The organism is Virgibacillus kekensis (genome assembly GCF_042654125.1).
Taxonomy (GTDB): Bacteria; Bacillota; Bacilli; order Bacillales; family Amphibacillaceae; genus Lentibacillus; species Lentibacillus kekensis.
Genome location: NZ_JBHSFU010000007.1, coordinates 1 through 20,598 on the forward strand (window position 1 = coordinate 1; position 20,598 = coordinate 20,598).

The following is a 20,598-nucleotide window of genomic DNA, read 5'->3' on the forward strand; positions in this document are numbered from 1 at the left end:
GACGGATACTAATAGATCGAGGACTTAACTAAATCTTTACCTGATGTCATGCGAGGCTCTTATTTAGTCTTCAAGGTACAAATTTCAACATGAATTTATAGAATATGCTTGATTTTTTCTGAGAAACAATTATAATATTTGTTGTCACTAAAAATCACCAAGTTACAAGTCGCATATTTAGTCTGGTGGCAATAGCGGAGAGGTCACACCTGTTCCCATGCCGAACACAGAAGTTAAGCTCTCCAGCGCCGATGGTAGTTGGAGCTTTGCCCCTGCAAGAGTAGGACGCCGCCAGGCAATTCGATTCCACAGTAGCTCAGCGGTAGAGCAATCGGCTGTTAACCGATCGGTCGTAGGTTCGATTCCTACCTGTGGAGCCATGGAGAGCTGTCCGAGTGGCCGAAGGAGCACGATTGGAAATCGTGTAGGCCGCCAACGCGGCCTCGAGGGTTCGAATCCCTCGCTCTCCGCCAGTATTTATTATCTTTGGCCCGTTGGTCAAGTGGTTAAGACACCGCCCTTTCACGGCGGTAACACGGGTTCGAATCCCGTACGGGTCACCACTTATATGGAGGATTAGCTCAGCTGGGAGAGCACCTGCCTTACAAGCAGGGGGTCGCAGGTTCGAGCCCTGCATCCTCCACCATTATCGCTCAGTTCATGAGCAGAAAATATATTATTCTCCCATATCGCGGGGTGGAGCAGTCTGGTAGCTCGTCGGGCTCATAACCCGAAGGTCGCAAGTTCAAATCTTGCCCCCGCAACCAAATTATTTCAACTTACTACATCGAATTACATTTTTGCTAATTATGCACAGTAGTACTTTGGAGTACAATTATTGGTCCGGTAGTTCAGTTGGTTAGAATGCCTGCCTGTCACGCAGGAGGTCGCGGGTTCGAGTCCCGTCCGGACCGCCACTTTATTTTTTCATTTAAAAAGCAATATGGCTCGGTAGCTCAGTCGGTAGAGCAAAGGACTGAAAATCCTTGTGTCGGCGGTTCGATTCCGTCCCGAGCCACCATTTTTGCATATTCATATATTAATACGGAGGGGTAGCGAAGTGGCTAAACGCGGCGGACTGTAAATCCGCTCCCTCAGGGTTCGGCAGTTCGAATCTGCCCCCCTCCACCATATTATATAAGCAAGTAGGGGTATAGTTTAATGGTAAAACGAAGGTCTCCAAAACCTTTGATGTGGGTTCGATTCCTACTACCCCTGCCATTATTTTCGTTATGGCGGTCGTGGCGAAGTGGTTAACGCACCGGATTGTGGCTCCGGCATTCGTGGGTTCGATCCCCACCGGTCGCCCCATTAATTAAATAATTTTGGGCTATAGCCAAGCGGTAAGGCAACGGGTTTTGGTCCCGTGATTCCCAGGTTCGAATCCTGGTAGCCCAGCCAGAGTGCGGAAGTAGTTCAGTGGTAGAACACCACCTTGCCAAGGTGGGGGTCGCGGGTTCGAATCCCGTCTTCCGCTCCATTACTATATATTGGCGGTATAGCCAAGTGGTAAGGCAGAGGTCTGCAAAACCTTTATCACCGGTTCAAATCCGGTTACCGCCTCCAACTATGCCGGTGTGGCGGAATTGGCAGACGCGCACGACTCAAAATCGTGTTCCTTCGGGAGTGTCGGTTCGACCCCGACCACCGGTATCAACGTTATACACGAAACTAACAAAATATTATTATTGTAAAAAGTAAGAACAGGAATGCATGGTTCTTACTTTTTTCCGTTTCACGATTGAAGATTGTTTCATGAAACTTACTTTTTTGGGATTCTTGCTAGAAAGGTTAAGTCAATTTCTGGTATCGCTGACGTGCAAGGAAAGGATATTTTATTACTCATCCTCAGACAGTGCACCTCACTTTTATCCTTCACTTTAAAAAGTAAGCTTTCTCGTTTGGGATACCTGTAATGTTTAAACATCGATACCATGTTACGCATACCCAATTACAAAGTACCTGATAATTTCTAAATCGTCTTCAGTTAACTCACGTCGGAAATGCGAGGACATTTCTGCTGTAATTGCCTCAAGTTCCCCTTTATGTTTCTTTGTTAATTCAGCACTTGTCTTCAATAATAAAATAAAGGAATAAAATTCATCCTTTGTCAAAGGTGCTGGATGATGAGATAGAAAGAAATTTTTGGCATCATACCCTTCAATCTTCTCCAAAAGCTTAGACATTTTTTCAATGGTATAATGCCATTTTTCTGCGTACATATTTGCATAGAGACAGTCACCAAGAAATAGCGTTTTTTCCTGTGGTATATAGAGGAGATTTGAATCAGATGAATGATCTCCACCAACATGTTCAATGATACAGGTAACTCCGCCTAGATTCACTTTGATTCGCTTTTCAAAAATGATAGTGGGATCTGGTATGATAACTTCTCGATCACTTCCAAGTTCTAGCTTTATCGCGTCTGCACAAAATGGAATTTCTATCCCTGCTTCGACACGTTTATCCAGCTCCTTGTCTTCCCATGATAACTCCTGTAGTTCTTTTACTTTGTCGTAGGTCATGAAATTGGCCATGGAAGGCATGTCTATTCCACACAAGCCAAATACATGATCCCAATGCCAATGTGTAAGAGCCAGCATATCGCCGAAGACATGATAGGAAGCTAATTGTTCTTTAAATAGTTTAGCGTGATTAGAAGAATTCCCAGCATCAATCAACATTGTATAATTGTCCCCTACAACAGCAGCTAATATCGGCCGATCTGTTTTTTGACAAGGAGGCAGGTAGAAGAGCCGATCAGAAAATTTTTCTAATGTTTGCATGTATTCGTACTCCCTTAAGAATGTTTGTAACGTTTATTATATACTACTATTTTATAGAGATGACAAAACAATGATTTGAAGTTCATTGTTCGCTGTTATCACAGAAGAATGTCTATTAATTGTGTGTATTACGTAGAGAATGGTCCACCGGTATCATATTTGTACACAACAGCTATTAAATATTATTATCGTAAAAATAAGCCGATTTTATTAGTCTGGCTTATTTTTTTATGTAGTTCGGTACAATATTACTGGGATGATTGTTCTCGTATTTGCGATTGAAATACAACGAGCAGGAATATGGAATTTGCTGATGCTATAGCTGGATTAAGGGGATTCTATTTATCATCTATGCCCTCATTGTGCTCGTTATTAAATACTATTAAAAAATTAATGCACAAGAGATAGGAGATTTCTTCTTCCTTATTATTAAAAATAAATGTTTTAGGGCATTAATAAATAGATATAGTGAAACTTTAATCAGTGGAGGATTCTTCATCCCTCACTAATTGTAAGCGCCACAAGAAGAAACACGCAGCCCCTTAAACGACTCGGACGTGCTGTCTTACTTACCATTCTTATTACGCTCGAATTTTTCGTTAAGGGTCCTACAGCCAGAATAAACAGAAAACGTTAGAGGTGGATTAGATAGATGAATCAAAAGAAGCCCCAAAATAACGTCATGCTAATTATTTCTATTATGCTTGGATATACATTGACCTATATGGACAAAAATATGATTGCCACAGCAATCATCCCATTGGAAGCGGAGTTGAGCTTAAATGCTAGCCAATCAGGACTATTGATGAGTATGTTCTTCATAGGATATACCGTCATGCAATTTCCAAGTGGATGGCTCTCTGACAAAATTGGGCCCAAAAGATTATTTAGATGACGATTGTCCAACTTCATCGAGTATTATGAAGGGCAAGAAAGAAGCCCGAAAGGTAAAAAAAGAAGAAGCGAAGGCAATGGGGCTTACGCTTTGCAAACATTGTGCCAAGGAATATGCTGAAGATATGCGGGAACGCCAGGGGTGCGGTACTGCCGTTGCTCTATTCATTGGTGTTGGTCTGTCAGGGTTCACAATTGTTGCTTACTTTACCTAAGAGTTACACATACATAATTACCTGCTCGCTGCATTGGTCCTTCTTAAGGATTAATGCTTTTTTTGTGGCCGTTTCTTCCCGGTTCTCCTGGTATGTTACAATAATAGTAGAAATTTTCCGGTTAGTTATCAATTTTTAAATTTTCTTTTACTTCACAGGACATCATTTGTCAAATTGAATATAAAATGATAATTTTTAAAGGTGGAAGATTGGTATACGTTTGTGTAAAGATAGAATTATTTTGTCTTATGCGTAATAAATTTTACAAATATAAATACTAAAATGGGGGAACTGATGTGAAGATTATTGTAGCTGGAGGCGACGGCTTTTGTGGTTGGCCGACTGCCCTGTATTTGTCCAACAAGGGACATGATGTAGCGATTATTGATAATATGGTAAGAAGAAAGTGGGATAATGAGCTTCACTCGAATTCAATTACACCAATCGCGACTCTTGAAGAACGGGTGGCTAAGTGGAAAGAGCTAACAGGTAAAGAAATTCGTGTGTATGATGGCGATCTAACTCATTATGACTTTTTGCGTGAGGTACTAAAAAGAGAAAAGCCAGATGCTTTTGCCCACTTCGCTGAGCAGCGATCTGCACCATATTCCATGATTGATAGGGAACATGCTGTGTTTACCCAAAATAACAATGTCACTGGTACACTTAATGTTCTTTACGGTATAAAAGAGATCGTCCCTGATTGTCACTTAATCAAATTGGGAACAATGGGTGAATATGGAACACCAAACATAGAAATCGAAGAAGGGTACATTGAGATTGAGCATAAAGGAAGGAAGGATGTCCTTCCATTTCCGAAACAACCTGGTTCCTTTTATCATTTATCTAAAGTACATGACAGTCATAATATCATGTTCGCCTGCAAAATCTGGGGTATACGTGCAACTGACTTGAATCAGGGTGTTGTTTATGGCTTGGATACAGAAGAAACACAAATGGACCCTGTTTTGTCCAATCGTCTTGACTATGATGGTGTGTTTGGTACTGCCTTAAACCGCTTTATTATTCAGTCCTCAATTGGACATGATTTAACGGTTTATGGTAAGGGCGGACAGACACGTGGTTTCCTGAATATCAATGATACTGTACGCTGTATAGAGATTGCTGCTGAGAATCCGGCAGATAAAGGTGAATTCCGCGTATTTAACCAATTCACTGAGGAGTTCTCGGTGCTTGATCTCGCCAATATGGTACAAAAAGTTGCCCGTGAAGAGGGATTAGAGACGAATATAGCGCATCTGGATAATCCGCGGGTGGAATTGGAAGAGCATTTCTTTCATGCCGAAAACACCAAGCTTCGTGACCTTGGACTTGAACCTAACCTACTAACTGATGAAGTTATTCGAGGAATTTTAAAAACTGTTGTTAAGCATAAAGATCGTGTTATTAAGGAGAACGTATTACCGCAAGTATCGTGGAAGTAATTAAACAAGGAAGTGTCACCATTGAAAATTGCAATTGTCACAGAAACATTTCTACCATCAACCGATGGAGTGGTTACAAGACTGAAAGCATGCGTCAGGCATTTTGTTAAAGAAGGACACGAGGTAAGGGTGATTGCTCCTGATCTTGGCGTTTATGAGTTTGAGGGAGTGAAGATAGAAGGTGTCCCCGCCAGGACCCTTCCTTTTTACCGCTCCAAGAAATTCGCCCTGCCAAACCCGTTAGTGAAAGATATATTGCATAATTATGATCCGGATATTGTTCACGTTGTAAACCCTGCGATCCTTGGATTATCTGGTGTTTATTACACCAAGAAGCTTGGCTACCCAATGATCGCTTCCTACCACACTAATGTTGCACAGTATCTTGATTACTATAATCTGTCGCCGTTCAAATTTTTAATCTGGTGGTACTTCCGTAAGTTACATAATCATGCGGAATTGAATCTCTGTACATCCCAGACCGTAAAAAAGGAATTGGATGAACGCGGTTTTCGTAATGTCCATGTGTGGAAGCGTGGAGTAGATACAGATTTATTTCATCCGGACAAGTTTGATACGGACATGAGGGCCAGACTATCAAACGGTCAGCCGGAAAAGAAACTTTTACTGTTTGTCGGCAGGCTCGCTGCAGAAAAAGAAATTGAGAAAATAAAATCCGTCCTTGAGAGATCGGATGAATTTGTTCTTGCAGTTGTCGGTGACGGGCCCCACAGACAGGAGCTTGAAAAGCACTTTGCAGGAACAAATACCGTATTTACCGGACTTTTGCATGGTGAGGAGCTTGCTAGGGCATATGCCTCCTCGGATGTTTTCGTTTTTCCATCAACAACCGAGACACTTGGCCTGGTTATCACGGAAGCGATGGCATCGGGGCTTCCACTTATCGCGGCAGAAAGTGGACCTACATGCGAACAGATTGAGCACAACCATAATGGGTTATTATACGATCCTTCCAAGGCAGATGACTTTACTGAAACGTTGCTTAAGTTCAAGGATGAGACGCTCCGTGAACGTCTAGCTAAAGCGGCCCGGAAAGAAATTGCGGACATGGGTTGGAATGCACAGTCCAGGCAGGTGTTGGATTTATACAAAGAAGTTCTTTATGCTGAGGAAGGCAACAATGAAGCGACCGGACTAATATAATAATTGACGGTCAACTGATATAGAGGAGTACCATGGGAAATCAAAAAACAAAGAAGAATCCATTTGAATTCCTGCAGTTCAGTGTAATAGGTGCTGCCAATGCAGGTATTGATATTGGAACCCTTAACTTATTATTGCTATTATTTCCGACAGAAGATAAAGTATTGCTTGCTGTTTTTAATACAATTGCTTATTCGTTAGCGGTTGCGAACAGCTATTACTGGAATGCAAAAATTACGTTTAAAAGAAAAGCGGTAGGAAACAATCGTCAGCGTTTCATCTTCTTTATTCAGGCACTCATAAGCCTTGGCATCAATAACCTTGTATTCATTGGCTCCACTGCATTGATGGAAAATCTGGGAGTAGCAAGGTGGCTTCGGTACAATATCGCGAAAGGACTGGCGATGCTTTTATCTTTTCTGGCAAGTTTCTTCATGATTAAGTATGCGGTTTTTAAAAAAAGAAAGACTCACAAGATGAAATGAGTTTATGAACATTTGGCACATTGATGATAAACGTGATTGGCATTTAAATTAACCGCCGGGAAATCATAAATAATAGGAGAACAACTATGGACATCTCACCAAAACCACTGGATAAATCCTTTTATAACCAGGGTACGCTTCAACTGGCACAATCATTGCTTGGTCAATTGCTATTGAAGGAAACTGATGATGGAATTGCTTCCGGATTCATTGTAGAAACAGAGGCATACATTGGTCCTGATGACCGTGCTGCGCACAGTTTTAATAACAGGAGAACGAAACGAACAGAAGTTATGTTCGGTGAGCCCGGTAATGCGTATACTTACACTATGCATACACATTGCCTCTTTAATGTGGTTAGTGGAAATGTAAACAGACCGGAAGCAGTATTGATACGTGGTATTGAGCCTCACCAGGGACAGGATCTAATGGGAAAAAGACGCCCCAAAGCAAAGAAGAAAATTCAATGGACAAACGGGCCTGGTAAGTTAGCAAAAGCACTTGGAATTACAATGGACGATTATGGACATCCACTTGATAAGCATCCGCTATGGATTGCCCAGGGAAAAATATTGAAGGATGACGAGATTTTGTCCGGCCCACGAATCGGCATAGACAATTCCGGGGAAGCAAAAGATTATCCATGGAGGTTTTGGATAAAAGGTAATAACTTTATTTCCAGGTAAAAACGTGAAGAGTTCAATATTAGTAGGTAACAAGCTCTATTACATCATGTAGTAGGGCTTTTTTATGGCTTGAGTAAGCACAATCCTGGTTTATGTATATATTTATCCCCATTTAAGTAACCTAAAGATAATTGGAGTTACTTCGGGAGGATTTATTATGGGATTTATTGATCGAATAAAACAGGGTAATACTTCTTCGGGAATAGCGGCCCTCGGAAATACATTTCTGGCGCTGATTAAAGGTGGAGCGGCATTTTTTAGTGGTAATGGGGCGATGTTTGCGACAACGATGCATTCGTTGGCTGATGCAGTCAACCAGGGATTTGTATTCTTTGGAAGTGTACTGGCTGAACTACCGCCATCCAAGCGATTTCCAACTGGATTCGGCAGGGTTATCAATATTTTCTGTATGGTTGCAGTTATTGTTGTAACGGTCATGGCGTATGAAACAATTAAAGAAGGCTGGCACATGTGGCAGCATCCTGAGGATTCAAAGAACATATGGCTGAACATCGGTGTACTGGTGGTATCCTTAATAATCGATGGTTATATTTTGCTTAAAGCTATGAAGGAAATTACACGAGAAACAGGAGACAAACCGGATGGATTTATCGTATTTTCTGCGTTCAAAAGTGCTGGAAAGGCATCACCTGCTACGCGGCTTGTGTTTTATGAAGATTTGGTAGCAACCTCAGGAGCGGTCCTAGCAATGATTGGTGTGCTATTGTCCCAGTTATTGGGCTGGCTTATAGCCGATGGAATTATCACCATTTTAATAGGTATACTGATGTTGTTTGTTGCATTCCGGGTAGGTTATGATAATATGATTGGGTTAATTGGTGTTGCAGCTCCAAAAGAAGTGGAGAAGAAGCTCAGCGAGTTGATTATGGATGATGAGTCAGTAGTGGATATTTATAAATTAAGAATTGTTCAGGAAGGTCGCTCTTATCATGTGGAAGGTACGGTTGAACTGAAAAAGGGACTCTCCCTGGCGGATGCAGATGATATTAAGTTCAGAATTAGTGACAAACTATTGCGTCTCCCTGAAGTTACGGATGTGGTCCTTGGGATTATTGAGGATAACGAAAAAAATAACCTTTCCGGAAAAAATACAGATACAGAAAAACAGCCTCCAAAGTAGCTGGAGGCTGTTTTTAAATCATATAAGAAAGCATAAAAATTGAGGCGTGGTTCAGTTTTTGACAGGGCAAGCCATGTCTAGCTCCAGGTTTATATTTTCCAGACTCAATTGCAATCATCGCTTGACTTGAAACACCTACAAGTTGTGAAAGTTGTTCCTCTGTGTAGTTCATCCCTTTAATCCTATTTCGCCTAATGGTTCCCCCTCAGTTTATGTTAAGCGTACTTAACATTTCTTTAAATTTATTTCCTTGCATTAAAATTGTTTGAGGTGCACTATAATAGTAGACCATCAGAGAGAAAGGTGATTAAACTGACTGCAATCCGTTGGGCTTTTTTTGTTATTGGACTTATAACCTTCAGCTTTGGAATCTCAGTTACTGTTAATGTACAACATCTGGGAATTCATCCTTGGGATGTGTTGAGTGTAGGGCTATTCGAACTGGTTGGTTTCACTATTGGAACTTGGAACATTATTATAGGGTTTATTTTGATAGTCGTTTCCTGGATTCTAGATAAAAGTTATATCAAACTTGGGACTTTTCTTAATGCAGTTCTGGTGGGGGTCTTTGTTGATTTGTTTCTGTGGCTGGATTTTTTGCCGAAACCCGGTATAACTTGGATAGATGGTATAATGATGATTTGTGGAATTGTTATCATGGGGGTTGGTGGAGGACTGTATAATGCTGCACGAGTGGGGTCCGGACCGCGGGATGGATTTATGCTTTCCATGGCGGATAAGCTGGGTGCTCCAATCGGTCGTGTACGGATTTATACGGAGTCTTCGGTTCTAGTACTTGGACTGTTGCTCGGTGGACCCGTCTTTATCTTTACTTTTATATTTACATTCATTCAAAGCCCAATTTTCCAGTATGTATTTCACCGATTTGATCGACTGATTGAAGGTATTGCGGAGAGGATGAAGCTGAAAAGTTCTTCACCATCCTCGAGAGCAAGTGGATAGATGTAAAGAGAGCCCAGGAATCACTTCCTGAGCTCCTTATATTAACTGTGAGGGATATTCGTCTATTGATGCAGGCTGCGATGTGTCTGAATCCACATCATAATCCAGCATTATATCTTTTAAGTAGAACCAGGCAAAAGCCAAAATAAGTAATGTCAAAATAACTACCAGCAGAACAATCAGTTTACTGTTCACGGCAATTCCCCCTCATTATCCATAACTTAAAGTTAGCAAAACACCAGCCTGCTGTAAATAAATATCCAAAAAAGACACAATTTCTTCAAATATATGGAGCCAGCCTACTTTTCCTTTATCAATCTGGACATATCATATTTAGCTAAGTCAATTTTTAGTTCTTTTCCCATTGCCAAGTCAGCAAGCTGCTGTCCTGCAAACGGACCGATTGTAAGGCCTGAGGAACCTAATCCATTGGCAAGTAATAGGCCATCGAATCCTGGAAGTTCACCAAGTACAGGGATGGATTCAGGAGTCATTGGTCGGAATCCGATTCTTGTCTCTATAATGCTAGCATTCTCCAGGGCAGGTGCTACCTTCATCGCATGTGTAAGTATATAATGGATACCTCCAGCAGTAATTCTGTGTTCAAACCCGGTATTGTTTTCGTGAGTCGCACCAACGATGATTCTGTCCTTAAATGTGAGCATATATTGATTAAATGGTGGTTTAACCACTGGCCAATTTTCAGTGGAAACTCCTGGAACCTGTAAATGGATAATTTGAGCTCTTTGAGGACGTACATCAAAGTAAATACCGAGTGGTTCCAAGAGTTCTCTTGTCCATGCACCAGTACCTGCGATTACCTTGTCTCCTTCAATCGTTCTTCCATTAACTGAAACGCCCTTAACGGTAGTGTCTTCCACAAGCAGACGGGCATTTCCTTCAATTACTTTTGCGCCGTGCTTAGTTGCTCCATTCAGCAGGGCATTCCTTAGTGCTCGTCCATCAACACGGGCAGCCCCGCTTATATGTACTGCTCCATAACCTTCAGACAGAAGGGGGAAGAGTTCACGTGTCTCTTTACTGTCAAGTAAGCTGATGTCCCCTATTTCCGGGGCATTCTCGCGTCGAGTTAATGCTAGTTCTTTCATGGATTCAAGCTTTTCAGGGTCCGTGTCCAAATTCACCGAACCAACTTTGGCATAGCCAGTATTAGTCTCCCCATCGTCTGAAAGTTCCTCGACGAGGGGACCGTAACTTTGAGCCCCGCCTTTAGCGAGTGCGTACCATGCCTTGTTTCGTCGTTTGGTAAGCCAAGGAGCAACGATTCCTGCAGCCGCATCAGTTGCCTGTCCGGGTTCCTGACGATCCACAATTATGGTTTCTGCGCCGGCTTTTGCCAGCCGATATGCTGTTGAAGCACCTAATATTCCTGATCCAATTACAATATATCTGTTCATGAAAAAAATCCTCTCTTCGTCCACTCCCAATATAAGAATAATTATGGAAAAAATAAAGGAAAATGATTATGCTAAGAAGAACTAGTATAGAGGAAGGAGCAGGAGGAAATCATGGGAGAAAACATCGTAGCCAGAATTCTATTTATCATCGGCATCGCACAAATGGCAATCGGCGTCCTGGTTGGTCTGGTTCTTGGTAATCAGTATGCATCTCTGATGAACTGGTCAGTATTCTTTACCTGGGCAATTGGAGGATTCATATTAGGGATGTTGTTTATTGGATTCGCAGAAAACATCAGGTTGTTGGATGCTATTAATAAAAAAACATTACCGAGGGACCCATGGAATTCCGAAACCAGGCAAGAAGACGATACAAAAGCAGCTGTGAGTCCTGAAATTCATGGAGTGAACGAAGAGGGCATAAATAGAGGATCAACGGCCTCCTGGAGACTGGAAGAGGAAGACAGAAACGAAATAAAGCAGTTCTATGTGGGGCATGAGATAAGTGAAATTGTTCCTTCACCGTATGAAGGATATTGTCTGGTAAAGCTTAAGTATGAGGAAAGCTTTTTTGTCCGTGTTGTGGATATAAATGGATTTGGCGTTCAGGAGGTAGAGGACGCTGAACTAAAACACAGCATCATAAAGTGGTATAATGAATTTGAATAACTAGATCGTTAAGGCAGAGCAAAGAAATGCACATGTTATCTGGTAGACTCGAAACAGGTTACAAATCAGTAAGGAGTGTCTTTTTTGGCTAAAGAAAAGCAACGTTTAAAGATGGGCTGGTTCGGTTGGACTTTTTTAAGTGTAATCGTGGTTACAATTATAGGATCGGCTTTGTTCTTTTTTACTGTACTGGATTTGAATGCTGGAGCTATCTTCGGAGGTGATGATGCAGCTGACACTGTCGAAGAGCCATCTGATGAAACGCTTGAAAAGGTAGAGGAAGTACAGGACACAGTAGGGAAAGAACATTCCGATATTGGACAGTTTGTTGCAGAAATGCATGAATTCTATAACGAGACAACCGGGTACGGAGCAATTGAATCATTAGATTGGGAAAATCAGCGGGCAAAGGCAGAAGAGATATTGAACATGCTGGAAAAACAGATTCCTGCTGTTGAAAATAAACCTTTGAAGGCAGACTTGGAACGGATAAGAGGGCTGGCAAATGCAGCTATCGAAAATAAGGACAAAGCGGATATTAAATTGTTGCACCGAATGTTCCATGATCTTGATATTGCCCTTAATGAATACAAAGCGTATGACCAAATCTGGAATGTAACCGAGACACTTAAAGTTGCTGAATAGTATTCAAAGACCGGCCATTTATGATAATCTAGTAGTTGGGCATATTCAGATAACAATGCATTAAAGGAGAAATGAAGGATGGAGAAAACATTAATTTTTGGCCATAAAAGTCCTGACACAGATACAATCTGCTCCGCGATTGTTTACGCGGATCTTAAGAGAAAGATTGGTGTCAATGCAGAACCTGCACGGTTAGGGTCTGTCAGCAAAGAAACGCAGTATGCACTGGATTATTTTAACGTAGAAGCACCGCAATACATCGAAAAAGTTGGGGATGACGTTAAAAACGTAATTCTTGTTGACCATAACGAGTTCCAACAGAGTGTGGACAATATCAGGGACGTACAGATTGCGGAGGTTATTGACCATCACCGCATCTCAAACTTTGAGACAAAAGAACCCCTATATTTCCGTGCAGAACCGGTAGGATGCACTGCTACAATTCTTAATAATATGTTCAAGGAAAATAGTGTGACACATACAATGGAAACAGCAGGGTTGTTGCTTTCAGCTATCATTTCCGACACACTGCTGTTGAAATCACCAACATGCACGAAAGCTGATGTGGAAGCAGCGCATGTTCTTGCGGAAATCGCAGGTGTGAATCTCGAACAGTATGGGCTTGAACTACTTGAAGCTGGGGCGGATCTAAGTGATAAGTCTGTTCTTGACCTGGTAACAATGGATGCGAAAGAGTTTTCCATGGGCGAGGCTAAAGTGGAAATTGCCCAGGTAAATGCAGTGGATACCAGCAAAATCTATCAGTTCCAGACTGACCTGGAAACAGAAATCACCCAGATTATCAAAGACAAGCAGCTTGATCTGTTCCTGTTTGTAGTAACTGATATCCTGAACAATGATTCTGAGGTACTTGCTCTCGGACAGGCAAAGGATAATGTTGAACAGGCATTTGACGTTAAACTGGACGATAACAATCGTGCACTTCTAAAAGGCGTGGTGTCCCGTAAGAAACAGATTGTAACCAACCTGACTGGTACATTTAAATAAGGAACACTTAACCACCGGCCTACTCACATCAGTAGGCCGGTTTTTTGCAATGGCTTTTTTTGTAACTTTTATTGCTCTTTAACTCTCACAGTTGATATAAAATGCGAAGTAATTAATAATTTATAATGTGCTTTTCATCATTAGACTAATGATAAGTTTAACCGACGCTGCGGAAAAACACTCCCTTTCCGGGGGCAGCACCTCAGCCTCCTCGCTCGTTCCCTCGCTGTGGGGTCTTCGGAAGCTGCTCTTCCCCCTGGAGTGTCGCATTTTTCCGCAGCTTAGGATAGCTTTCAAAATTAGGATGAAATAAACCTCATTCATATAACGAAGGACTGTACAAATCCGTGATCAAAATACTAACAAGCGTAGTGTATTTCCGGAGCGAAGCTTCGCAGTTATGTCGCAGTTTATATCTATTGTGTCAAAAAACAACCAACCTCTATAAAGCGGCCTTTAGTTTCAACTCTTTCCGTACAGGGGAAGGGGTTCATGAGGACACTATTCTCTAAGAGGAGTTGATGATATGGATATTAAGGCTGCAATAACGCATGAAAAATCTGCAGACTTTAAGATTGAAAATGTAGAGCTGGACAATCCGAAAAATGATGAGGTACTGGTGAAGATTGTAGCCACTGGAGTGTGTCATACTGACGCTGTGGCCCGTGACCAAGATGTTCCTGTACCTCTTCCAGCAGTGCTAGGACATGAAGGTGCAGGTGTTGTAGAGAAGGCTGGTTCCAATGTTAAATCGGTTGAGGAAGGAGACCACGTTGTGCTGTCATTCTCCTCATGTGGACATTGTGAGAACTGTCTTACAGGACATCCAGCATACTGTCTCCAGTTTAATAAGCTGAATTTCGGCGGAATTATGAATGATGAAACCAAGCGGCTGAGTCAGGACGGGGAAGATGTATCAAGTTTCTTTGGTCAGTCTTCTTTTGGTACGTTTGCCGTAGCTAATGAGCGTAATGTGGTAAAAGTGGATAAAGACGTGGATTTGTCATTGCTTGGCCCATTAGGTTGTGGAATCCAAACCGGCGCAGGCACTGTTTTAAATAAATTGAAGCCAAAGTCAGGGGAAACAATTGCTGTCTATGGCTGTGGTGCCGTTGGATTAAGCGCTGTTATGGCTGCGAAGATTGTTGGTTGTCCTACAATAATCGCGGTAGATGTACATCAGAGTCGTTTGGACACGGCAAAAGAGCTTGGGGCTACGCATGTAATCAACGGTAAGGAACAAGATACGGTTGAAGAAATCAAAAAGATAACAAATGGGGGAACCAATTATGCGGTTGAAACAACCAGTGTGCCAGCATTGGCGCGGCAGTCAGTCCAAGCATTGAAACCGTTGGGCACCTCTGCTGTAGTAGGCGTTACTCAGGAGACCGAGTTTAATATTTTTGAAGATATTCTGGCTGAAGGTAAAGGACTTGTAGGAGCAATTGAAGGGGATTCAGTTCCACAGGTGTTTATCCCGCAGTTGATTGATTATTATAGGAAAGGGCAGTTCCCATTTGATAAACTGGTAAAGTATTATGAACTGGGTGAGATCAATAAAGCCTTTGATGAATCGAAGGAAGGAAAAACTGTAAAGCCTATTGTTAAAATGCCTGAATAGGCAAAATAGAAGCCCTGCACGTGAAATCCCGTGCAGGGCTTTTGTTATCAGTTCTATTCGTTGCTGGCGTGGTCGACCGCAACTTCATCATCTTTTTTAAAGAATATTTTATAGACTCCAATGGTAAGCAGCGGAATTGCAAATACAGCAATCATTGCGTATGCCATTGCGGTATATCCGGTGGAAATAAGATCGATAATCCCGACCTGTGATAAAATCACAGATAAAACAAGTGTGCCGACAGCAATCAGACCTTTCTGCCCAGAAGTCAATGATTTGTTTGCCAGCTCCTGCATTTGGGAGTCGGTGCGGTCAACAAAGGCGTGAATCATTCCGGAAGACGTCTCAACCAGTGTCCAGCCAACAACAATGCCAAAAATAACCACGACGATTGTCGGGAAGCCGTTCAGCATTTCAAGCCAAGGAACTGATGAACCGTAGACTTCTTCAGATGGATAGAATCCAAGTAAGCTAAAGTAAGTCATGAACCATGGGAATGTCATGAGTACTCCCGCAATAAGACCGGATAACAAAGATTCCTTACGTGATTTCTGACGTTTAACAGTAAATAATGCAGCTGGAAATACAGCTAGGTTATAACCTACATACAAAATTCCACTCCAGATAACTGCCAGGATGGAAACTTCACCCGTCATGTAACTTGTATCACCTGTGGCAAGGACGTTTATTGCGTCCTCCCATGTAGTAGCGATTACAATCGTAGCAAATAGTAGGTATCCAAGCATTAAAGCAAGCGTTCCCCATGTTTTAAACCGTTCGATAAGTCCTTTACCATAGAAGTTAAGAACCCCAACAATAGCTGTAATCAGCCCTACACCAACCCAGTAATTAAGCCCAAGAGTGCTGTTCAGGATTTCCCCTGTTGCTGAAGCCATGATTGCGATAATCAGGATTGCCAGAAGCAAATACACGATGTCAAATAAAAACCAGAAGGGACCAATCAGTTCTTTGAGTACTGCCCGGTAGTTGTATGCCTTATACTTTCGGGCGAATTCAAACATCAGTGCAGCCATCACGACGAATCCGATAAAGATACCAACACCACCGAGCCATCCAAGCGCACCATACTTGGCACCAAACTCAACAATCTCCCGGCCTGTGGCAAAGCCACCTCCAATTAATACAGACTGTAAAATAATTGCGGGTAACACATATCTGCCGAAAGAACCTTCAAGCAGATTTTTCATGAAACTCTCCCCTTTCCAAGTGAATTTTTATCCCCCCGAAAACCCCTATAAATGGTGTTCGGAATATATGCTAGCACCAGCCTTTCGCTTTAAGAAGGGAAAGGCCAGGTCCTGCTGGAACTTCAGCAATCATTTATAATTGGAATTCTTCCTTATGGACGGTAAAAGAATCAAGTGCATCATCATCTATTGCATACCCTATCCCCGGGCCTTCCGGGACAGAAATTTGTCCATCCTTAACTACTACTTCAGGCGTGATGATGTCCTTTTTCCAATATCTTTCAGAGCCCGCAGTATCACCGGGTAAAACAAATTGAGGCAGCGTTGTAAGTGCAATATTATGGGCACGACCGATACCTGCTTCGAGCATTCCACCGCACCATACCTCAATTCCGTTTTGTTGACAGATATCATGAATACGTTTTGACTCCGACAATCCACCAACTCTGCCGATTTTAATGTTGATAATTTTGCAGCTTCCAAGTTCAATAGCCTGCTTCGCGTCGGCAACAGAGTGAATGCTTTCATCCAGGCAAATTGGTGTATGCATGGCCGACTGCAGTTTGGAATGGTCGACAATATCATCATGGGCGAGCGGCTGCTCAATCATGAGGAGGTCAAGTTCATCAAGCTTTTGCAATTGAGAAATATCCTCTAATGTGTAAGCTGAGTTGGCATCTGCCATAATTGGGATGGAAGGAAACGTTAATTTTACTTCCCTTAGTACTTCGTAATCCCATCCAGGTTTAATTTTGATTTTAATCCGTTTGTAACCGGCACTTACGTAGTGATCGACTGTTTTTAAGAGCGCGCCTACACTTGGCTGAATGCCGATACTGATCCCAACATCAATCTTTTTCTTCGTACCACCCAGCGCCTCTGATAGTGACAGGTTATTCTGCTTGGCATAAAGGTCCCAGATGGCTCCTTCAACAGCTGCTTTTGCCATGTTGTTTCCCCGAATGGACCGAAAGATTTCAAAGACATCATCCGGGTGGTCGATTTGTTTTCCTCTTAACAGGTTAATCAGGAAATCTTTGATGACATGGTAATTGGTTTCCACGGTTTCCTCACTGTACCATGGGCTGCTGAAAGCAACAGACTCACCAAATCCTCGGTTGCCCTCAACATCGACTGCTTCTAGGATAAAAAAGTCTTTTTCCTGAAGTGTGCCGAAGCTGGTGGTGAACGAATCCTTCAGCGTCATGTTCAATCTGCGAAGTTTAATTTTTTCGATTGATACTGGCATATTTTTGACCTCCAATGGTTCTTCTGCCCTTAATTTAAATCAATGTCTGTAATATGGTACGAGTCTTTAGGATGACTTGTAAGGGTTATCAATTAATAGTCCTCGTTTGAGAATTTATAGTAGCTTGTTTTCCTGGTAGGGTCATTAACGAGGTCAACGGCGGTAAACCCCTTGGCAAATAATAAACGAAATGCTTCTCCGGTTTTTGATCGCCATTCCCTAGTAAGCTCGATATCATGTTTCTTGATTTCCTGAAAGCCCCACGGTATAGCTACAAACCAATTGTTCGTATGACTGTGGAACCTGCTTAAATGAAGACATGGCTTTCCAGCCTCATTAGTATCAAGGAGAACTTTATCTTGGTCAAATGTGGAGCTCGGTTCCAGTTGTTTTGCGTGGACGTCCCATTCCACTTGAAATCGGTCAGTGGGAAGACCCTGATTAAGCTGATCATCCATGGAACCATAATAATTTTCTTTGTATGCAGCTCCAACAGCACCGAGCTTATGCAGGTTCAGGTAAGCATTCTGACTTTCTAACGGATCAAAAGTCCAGGTAATCATGGAATAGCCGAGTTCTCGGGCAACATCTGCCTGTTTTAGTTTCATATGGGTGCCTAATCCACTTTTGCGGTAGTCAGGAAGTATACCGAGCATATGCGAACAGAGATATGTTGCATTTTTACCAAACCCCGCAAAGCTGTATAAAAACCCAACCATCTTTGGGCCGTCAAATGCTCCTAGAATAACACCACCATGCTGGAGTGCAGTGAATGTCTGATGGACTGGAATAGGAGACATTTGCCATACAGTTTGTTCAACCTGTTGCATCCTGGTCAGTTCTTCAATCGTTTCCAGTTGACGGATTGTGATTTCACCTGCCATCTCAGGGGCCCCCTTGGAAGAGTCTATGCATAACTTTCTGCAGTCTTGTTCATTGCGCTTAATAAAATTTCAATAGCTTTGGGTATTATAGAATGGTTGAACGTCATTTTCGGGTGATGGAGCCCAGGCTGTAAGTCACAGCCGATACCGAGCATCGTTGCCTTAAGGTGGGGCTTTTTTATTGTATAGAAGTGAAAATCGTCTCCACCTGTCGTAACAATCGGTTGCTCGAGATGGTCTGAACCCGTCGTTTCTCTAATAGCCTCCTCCATCAGTTGAATTGCTTCTTGATTGGTCACCGATGCTGCTATATCAGCGGTTGTCTTAAGGTTGATCTCAACATCATGATAGTTGCCAAGCATGTCGGCTATATTATGTATTTTCTCTGTCAATTCTTGCATTACAGCATTTGTTTGCGCTCGTAAATCCACAGCAAAATTCGCACTGCCGGGAATGATATTATGGCTTTCACCACCGGCCTGAAACGCAGTCATTTTCACTGAGTGGGGAACCATGGGATTGATATGAATGTTATTCAGGTGCTGAATCAGTTCCGCACCAATCTGGATAGCATTAGCGTTCAGGTGTGGGCGGGCACCGTGGGCATCATCGCCCTGTATCGTGCCTTCCACGAAACGGGCGGCGCCGTGGCGAATTGCGGGTGTGAATTGCCCGTGATGGAGTTCCTCGAGGGGACGTAGATGCATACCGTACAGAAAGTCCACATCATTAACAATGGCTTTTTCTACAAACGCCAGTGCCCCAGTTCCTTTTTCTTCTGCCGGTTGAAAAATAAACCGGAAAGTTCCTTTTTCGGGAAGTCCCTTTCTAAGGCATGCCATCAGAGTTCCAATCACAATTGTCATGTGTGCATCATGCCCGCATGAGTGATTAGCAGTAAAGCTCCCATCGACCTCCTGCCAGAGAGCATCGATATCTGCCCGGGCAGCAACAACGGGCTTCCCATGGCCGATTTCAATGACTAGTCCGGGAACATCTTCAAAAGTAGTTATTTTGCAATTGTGGTCTTCAAATAACTGTTTAATATAATCAGTAGTTTTATATTCATTCCAGCTGACTTCAGGATTATTGTGAAGATGGGAAAAGATACCGATCAGCTGTGAATTCAATTCATTTACCAGTTCCTTCAAGGATGTATACCTCCTTAGTATTATGGAAAAAAATCCTCGGCCTCAACTGCATCAAACATGGCCACACGTTGTTCGAATAATTCAGGTTTTCTCGTAATGATAGTTGAAATGATGCTGTTTAATAGAGAAAACAGAACCGGAACCAAGTCAAGCGTGGAGACATCTTTCAATTGGATAGGCAGAATAATATCCGCAATCTCCGAAATTGGTGAGTAGGGGGTATCCGAAAAGGCAATGACTGTAGCTCCTTGCTTTTTTGCCATTTTTGCTAGGTTTATAGTTGTGACCCCATAACGATGAAATGAAAAAGCAACAAAAACGCTTTTGTTGGTAAGCTCACTGATACGAATCAGGATATTGTCGTTTGGCAGATATTGACGGGCATCTCCAACTACGATGTCCAGCGCATATGCGAACCAGCTTGCAAGTGCAAATGACGAACGGACCCCTGCGACAAATACTTGATCAGAATCTGTTAATTTCGTTACTGCCCGTTCAAGGTCGTCATCAGGAATCTGGTTCACGACGGTTTGGATGTTAGTGATGTCGTTGTACATTATTTCCTTTATTGAATCTGGGCTGGTTTGATTGGGTACCCTTCTTTTCTGGTAGCTGGATAAATTACTTTTTTGAAAGAGGTGCTGTTGAAGTTCCTGCTGAAGTTCACTATATCCTTTAAAACCAATTGTATTGGCAAATCTGATGATAGTTGTTTCGCTTACACCAATCCTCCTGCCAGCCTCCTTTGCCGAGTTCACTGCAAAGATAGCAGGGTCACTATAGACATAGGTAGCGACCTTTTTAAAGCCCTTCGAGAAGGTTGATTGGTGTTTCTTTACTCTTTGATAAATATCCTCGATAGTAATCCTCCTCTTTAGTTTGCCATATTGATGAAGGATTTGCTTTTTTTAGGTTAATGAAAGAAGTAAAGGCTTTATACTTATACGTACAATACCATTTATCTAT

Annotated in this window: 21 protein-coding genes, 14 tRNA genes and 1 rRNA gene; 27 read left to right on the forward strand and 9 right to left on the reverse strand. The window is 42.3% G+C overall.

Annotation, left to right across the window (positions count from 1 at the left end; all coding sequences use genetic code 11):
- The first annotated feature begins 181 nt into the window (after positions 1–181).
- From rrf to ACFO3D_RS12240, 15 genes are all read left to right on the forward strand, one after another.
- Positions 182–297 (forward strand): 5S ribosomal RNA (gene rrf / locus ACFO3D_RS12170).
- Between the two features lie 8 nt (positions 298–305).
- Positions 306–380, forward strand: a tRNA-Asn gene (locus tag ACFO3D_RS12175).
- A gap of 1 nt (position 381) precedes the next feature.
- Positions 382–473, forward strand: a tRNA-Ser gene (locus ACFO3D_RS12180).
- A 15-nt stretch (positions 474–488) separates the two neighbouring features.
- Positions 489–563, forward strand: a tRNA-Glu gene (locus ACFO3D_RS12185).
- Positions 564–570: 7 nt separating this feature from the next.
- Positions 571–646, forward strand: a tRNA-Val gene (locus ACFO3D_RS12190).
- Positions 647–690: 44 nt separating this feature from the next.
- A tRNA-Met gene (locus ACFO3D_RS12195) sits at positions 691–767 on the forward strand.
- A gap of 73 nt (positions 768–840) precedes the next feature.
- Positions 841–917, forward strand: a tRNA-Asp gene (locus ACFO3D_RS12200).
- A 28-nt stretch (positions 918–945) separates the two neighbouring features.
- A tRNA-Phe gene (locus tag ACFO3D_RS12205) sits at positions 946–1,021 on the forward strand.
- A 25-nt stretch (positions 1,022–1,046) separates the two neighbouring features.
- Positions 1,047–1,131 (forward strand) — tRNA-Tyr (locus ACFO3D_RS12210).
- A 16-nt stretch (positions 1,132–1,147) separates the two neighbouring features.
- A tRNA-Trp gene (locus tag ACFO3D_RS12215) sits at positions 1,148–1,221 on the forward strand.
- Positions 1,222–1,235: 14 nt separating this feature from the next.
- Positions 1,236–1,311, forward strand: a tRNA-His gene (locus ACFO3D_RS12220).
- Positions 1,312–1,326: 15 nt separating this feature from the next.
- Positions 1,327–1,401, forward strand: a tRNA-Gln gene (locus tag ACFO3D_RS12225).
- Between the two features lie 4 nt (positions 1,402–1,405).
- Positions 1,406–1,480 (forward strand) — tRNA-Gly (locus tag ACFO3D_RS12230).
- Between the two features lie 12 nt (positions 1,481–1,492).
- Positions 1,493–1,566: transfer RNA gene (locus ACFO3D_RS12235), tRNA-Cys, on the forward strand.
- Positions 1,567–1,571: 5 nt separating this feature from the next.
- Positions 1,572–1,653, forward strand: a tRNA-Leu gene (locus ACFO3D_RS12240).
- Between the two features lie 284 nt (positions 1,654–1,937).
- Here the strand turns inward: ACFO3D_RS12240 and ACFO3D_RS12245 are convergent.
- On the reverse strand, positions 1,938–2,786 hold the full coding sequence (locus tag ACFO3D_RS12245) for an MBL fold metallo-hydrolase (protein WP_390296347.1): 849 nt from the start codon (positions 2,784–2,786) through the stop codon (positions 1,938–1,940).
- Between the two features lie 652 nt (positions 2,787–3,438).
- Between ACFO3D_RS12245 and ACFO3D_RS12250 the strand changes: the two genes are divergently transcribed.
- From ACFO3D_RS12250 to ACFO3D_RS12280, 7 genes are all read left to right on the forward strand, one after another.
- The gene (locus ACFO3D_RS12250) at positions 3,439–3,681 is read left to right on the forward strand and encodes an MFS transporter (RefSeq protein WP_390296349.1); all 243 of its coding nucleotides are present in this window, start codon (positions 3,439–3,441) and stop codon (positions 3,679–3,681) included.
- A gap of 25 nt (positions 3,682–3,706) precedes the next feature.
- Positions 3,707–3,895: a hypothetical protein gene (locus ACFO3D_RS12255; protein WP_390296351.1), complete on the forward strand. Its 189-nt coding sequence runs from the start codon at positions 3,707–3,709 to the stop codon at positions 3,893–3,895.
- A 296-nt stretch (positions 3,896–4,191) separates the two neighbouring features.
- Positions 4,192–5,340 carry an NAD-dependent epimerase/dehydratase family protein gene (locus ACFO3D_RS12260; protein WP_390296353.1) on the forward strand — a complete coding sequence of 383 codons (1,149 nt, stop codon included), beginning with the start codon at positions 4,192–4,194 and terminating at the stop codon, positions 5,338–5,340.
- 21 nt (positions 5,341–5,361) lie between these two features.
- A complete protein-coding gene (locus ACFO3D_RS12265; RefSeq protein WP_390296355.1) occupies positions 5,362–6,504 on the forward strand; it encodes a glycosyltransferase family 4 protein in 1,143 nt (380 codons plus the stop codon).
- 32 nt (positions 6,505–6,536) lie between these two features.
- Positions 6,537–6,989: a GtrA family protein gene (locus ACFO3D_RS12270; RefSeq protein WP_390296358.1), complete on the forward strand. Its 453-nt coding sequence runs from the start codon at positions 6,537–6,539 to the stop codon at positions 6,987–6,989.
- A gap of 86 nt (positions 6,990–7,075) precedes the next feature.
- Entirely contained in the window at positions 7,076–7,675 is a 600-nt protein-coding gene (locus tag ACFO3D_RS12275; protein ID WP_390296360.1) for a DNA-3-methyladenine glycosylase, read from the forward strand.
- A gap of 157 nt (positions 7,676–7,832) precedes the next feature.
- Positions 7,833–8,816: a cation diffusion facilitator family transporter gene (locus ACFO3D_RS12280; protein ID WP_390296362.1), complete on the forward strand. Its 984-nt coding sequence runs from the start codon at positions 7,833–7,835 to the stop codon at positions 8,814–8,816.
- Positions 8,817–8,829: 13 nt separating this feature from the next.
- Here ACFO3D_RS12280 and ACFO3D_RS12285 read toward each other — a convergent pair whose 3' ends face one another.
- Positions 8,830–8,988: a hypothetical protein gene (locus ACFO3D_RS12285; protein ID WP_390296364.1), complete on the reverse strand. Its 159-nt coding sequence runs from the start codon at positions 8,986–8,988 to the stop codon at positions 8,830–8,832.
- 131 nt (positions 8,989–9,119) lie between these two features.
- Between ACFO3D_RS12285 and ACFO3D_RS12290 the strand changes: the two genes are divergently transcribed.
- Positions 9,120–9,779, forward strand: a complete 660-nt coding sequence (locus ACFO3D_RS12290; RefSeq protein ID WP_390296366.1) for a YczE/YyaS/YitT family protein — start codon at positions 9,120–9,122, stop codon at positions 9,777–9,779.
- Between the two features lie 36 nt (positions 9,780–9,815).
- Here the strand turns inward: ACFO3D_RS12290 and ACFO3D_RS12295 are convergent, their stop codons facing one another.
- Together ACFO3D_RS12295 and ACFO3D_RS12300 are read right to left on the reverse strand one after the other, a co-directional pair.
- A complete protein-coding gene (locus ACFO3D_RS12295) occupies positions 9,816–9,974 on the reverse strand; it encodes a hypothetical protein (protein ID WP_390296368.1) in 159 nt (52 codons plus the stop codon).
- A gap of 104 nt (positions 9,975–10,078) precedes the next feature.
- The gene (locus ACFO3D_RS12300) at positions 10,079–11,206 is read right to left on the reverse strand and encodes an NAD(P)/FAD-dependent oxidoreductase (RefSeq protein WP_390297327.1); all 1,128 of its coding nucleotides are present in this window, start codon (positions 11,204–11,206) and stop codon (positions 10,079–10,081) included.
- A gap of 102 nt (positions 11,207–11,308) precedes the next feature.
- On the opposite strand from ACFO3D_RS12300, the gene ACFO3D_RS12305 reads away from it, so the two are divergent.
- The 4 genes from ACFO3D_RS12305 (at position 11,309) to ACFO3D_RS12320 (ending at position 15,140) form a co-directional block, all read left to right on the forward strand.
- Positions 11,309–11,866 (forward strand): hypothetical protein, encoded by a 558-nt coding sequence (locus ACFO3D_RS12305; RefSeq protein ID WP_390296370.1) that lies wholly within the window; start codon positions 11,309–11,311, stop codon positions 11,864–11,866.
- Between the two features lie 84 nt (positions 11,867–11,950).
- Entirely contained in the window at positions 11,951–12,511 is a 561-nt protein-coding gene (locus ACFO3D_RS12310; protein WP_390296372.1) for a hypothetical protein, read from the forward strand.
- A gap of 78 nt (positions 12,512–12,589) precedes the next feature.
- Positions 12,590–13,519 carry a manganese-dependent inorganic pyrophosphatase gene (locus tag ACFO3D_RS12315; protein ID WP_390296374.1) on the forward strand — a complete coding sequence of 310 codons (930 nt, stop codon included), beginning with the start codon at positions 12,590–12,592 and terminating at the stop codon, positions 13,517–13,519.
- A 526-nt stretch (positions 13,520–14,045) separates the two neighbouring features.
- Positions 14,046–15,140 carry an NAD(P)-dependent alcohol dehydrogenase gene (locus ACFO3D_RS12320; RefSeq protein ID WP_390296376.1) on the forward strand — a complete coding sequence of 365 codons (1,095 nt, stop codon included), beginning with the start codon at positions 14,046–14,048 and terminating at the stop codon, positions 15,138–15,140.
- A 53-nt stretch (positions 15,141–15,193) separates the two neighbouring features.
- Here ACFO3D_RS12320 and ACFO3D_RS12325 read toward each other — a convergent pair whose 3' ends face one another.
- The 5 genes from ACFO3D_RS12325 to ACFO3D_RS12345 all read right to left on the reverse strand — a co-directional run bounded on the left by ACFO3D_RS12325 (position 15,194) and on the right by ACFO3D_RS12345 (position 20,531).
- Positions 15,194–16,348 carry a YkvI family membrane protein gene (locus ACFO3D_RS12325; protein ID WP_390296378.1) on the reverse strand — a complete coding sequence of 385 codons (1,155 nt, stop codon included), beginning with the start codon at positions 16,346–16,348 and terminating at the stop codon, positions 15,194–15,196.
- A 133-nt stretch (positions 16,349–16,481) separates the two neighbouring features.
- Positions 16,482–17,597 (reverse strand): o-succinylbenzoate synthase, encoded by a 1,116-nt coding sequence (gene menC, locus ACFO3D_RS12330; protein WP_390296380.1) that lies wholly within the window; start codon positions 17,595–17,597, stop codon positions 16,482–16,484.
- Between the two features lie 92 nt (positions 17,598–17,689).
- The gene (locus ACFO3D_RS12335) at positions 17,690–18,481 is read right to left on the reverse strand and encodes a GNAT family N-acetyltransferase (protein ID WP_390296382.1); all 792 of its coding nucleotides are present in this window, start codon (positions 18,479–18,481) and stop codon (positions 17,690–17,692) included.
- A 23-nt stretch (positions 18,482–18,504) separates the two neighbouring features.
- Positions 18,505–19,632 carry a M20 peptidase aminoacylase family protein gene (locus ACFO3D_RS12340; RefSeq protein ID WP_390296384.1) on the reverse strand — a complete coding sequence of 376 codons (1,128 nt, stop codon included), beginning with the start codon at positions 19,630–19,632 and terminating at the stop codon, positions 18,505–18,507.
- 20 nt (positions 19,633–19,652) lie between these two features.
- Positions 19,653–20,531, reverse strand: a complete 879-nt coding sequence (locus ACFO3D_RS12345; protein WP_390297330.1) for a MurR/RpiR family transcriptional regulator — start codon at positions 20,529–20,531, stop codon at positions 19,653–19,655.
- Between the last annotated feature and the right edge of the window lie 67 nt (positions 20,532–20,598).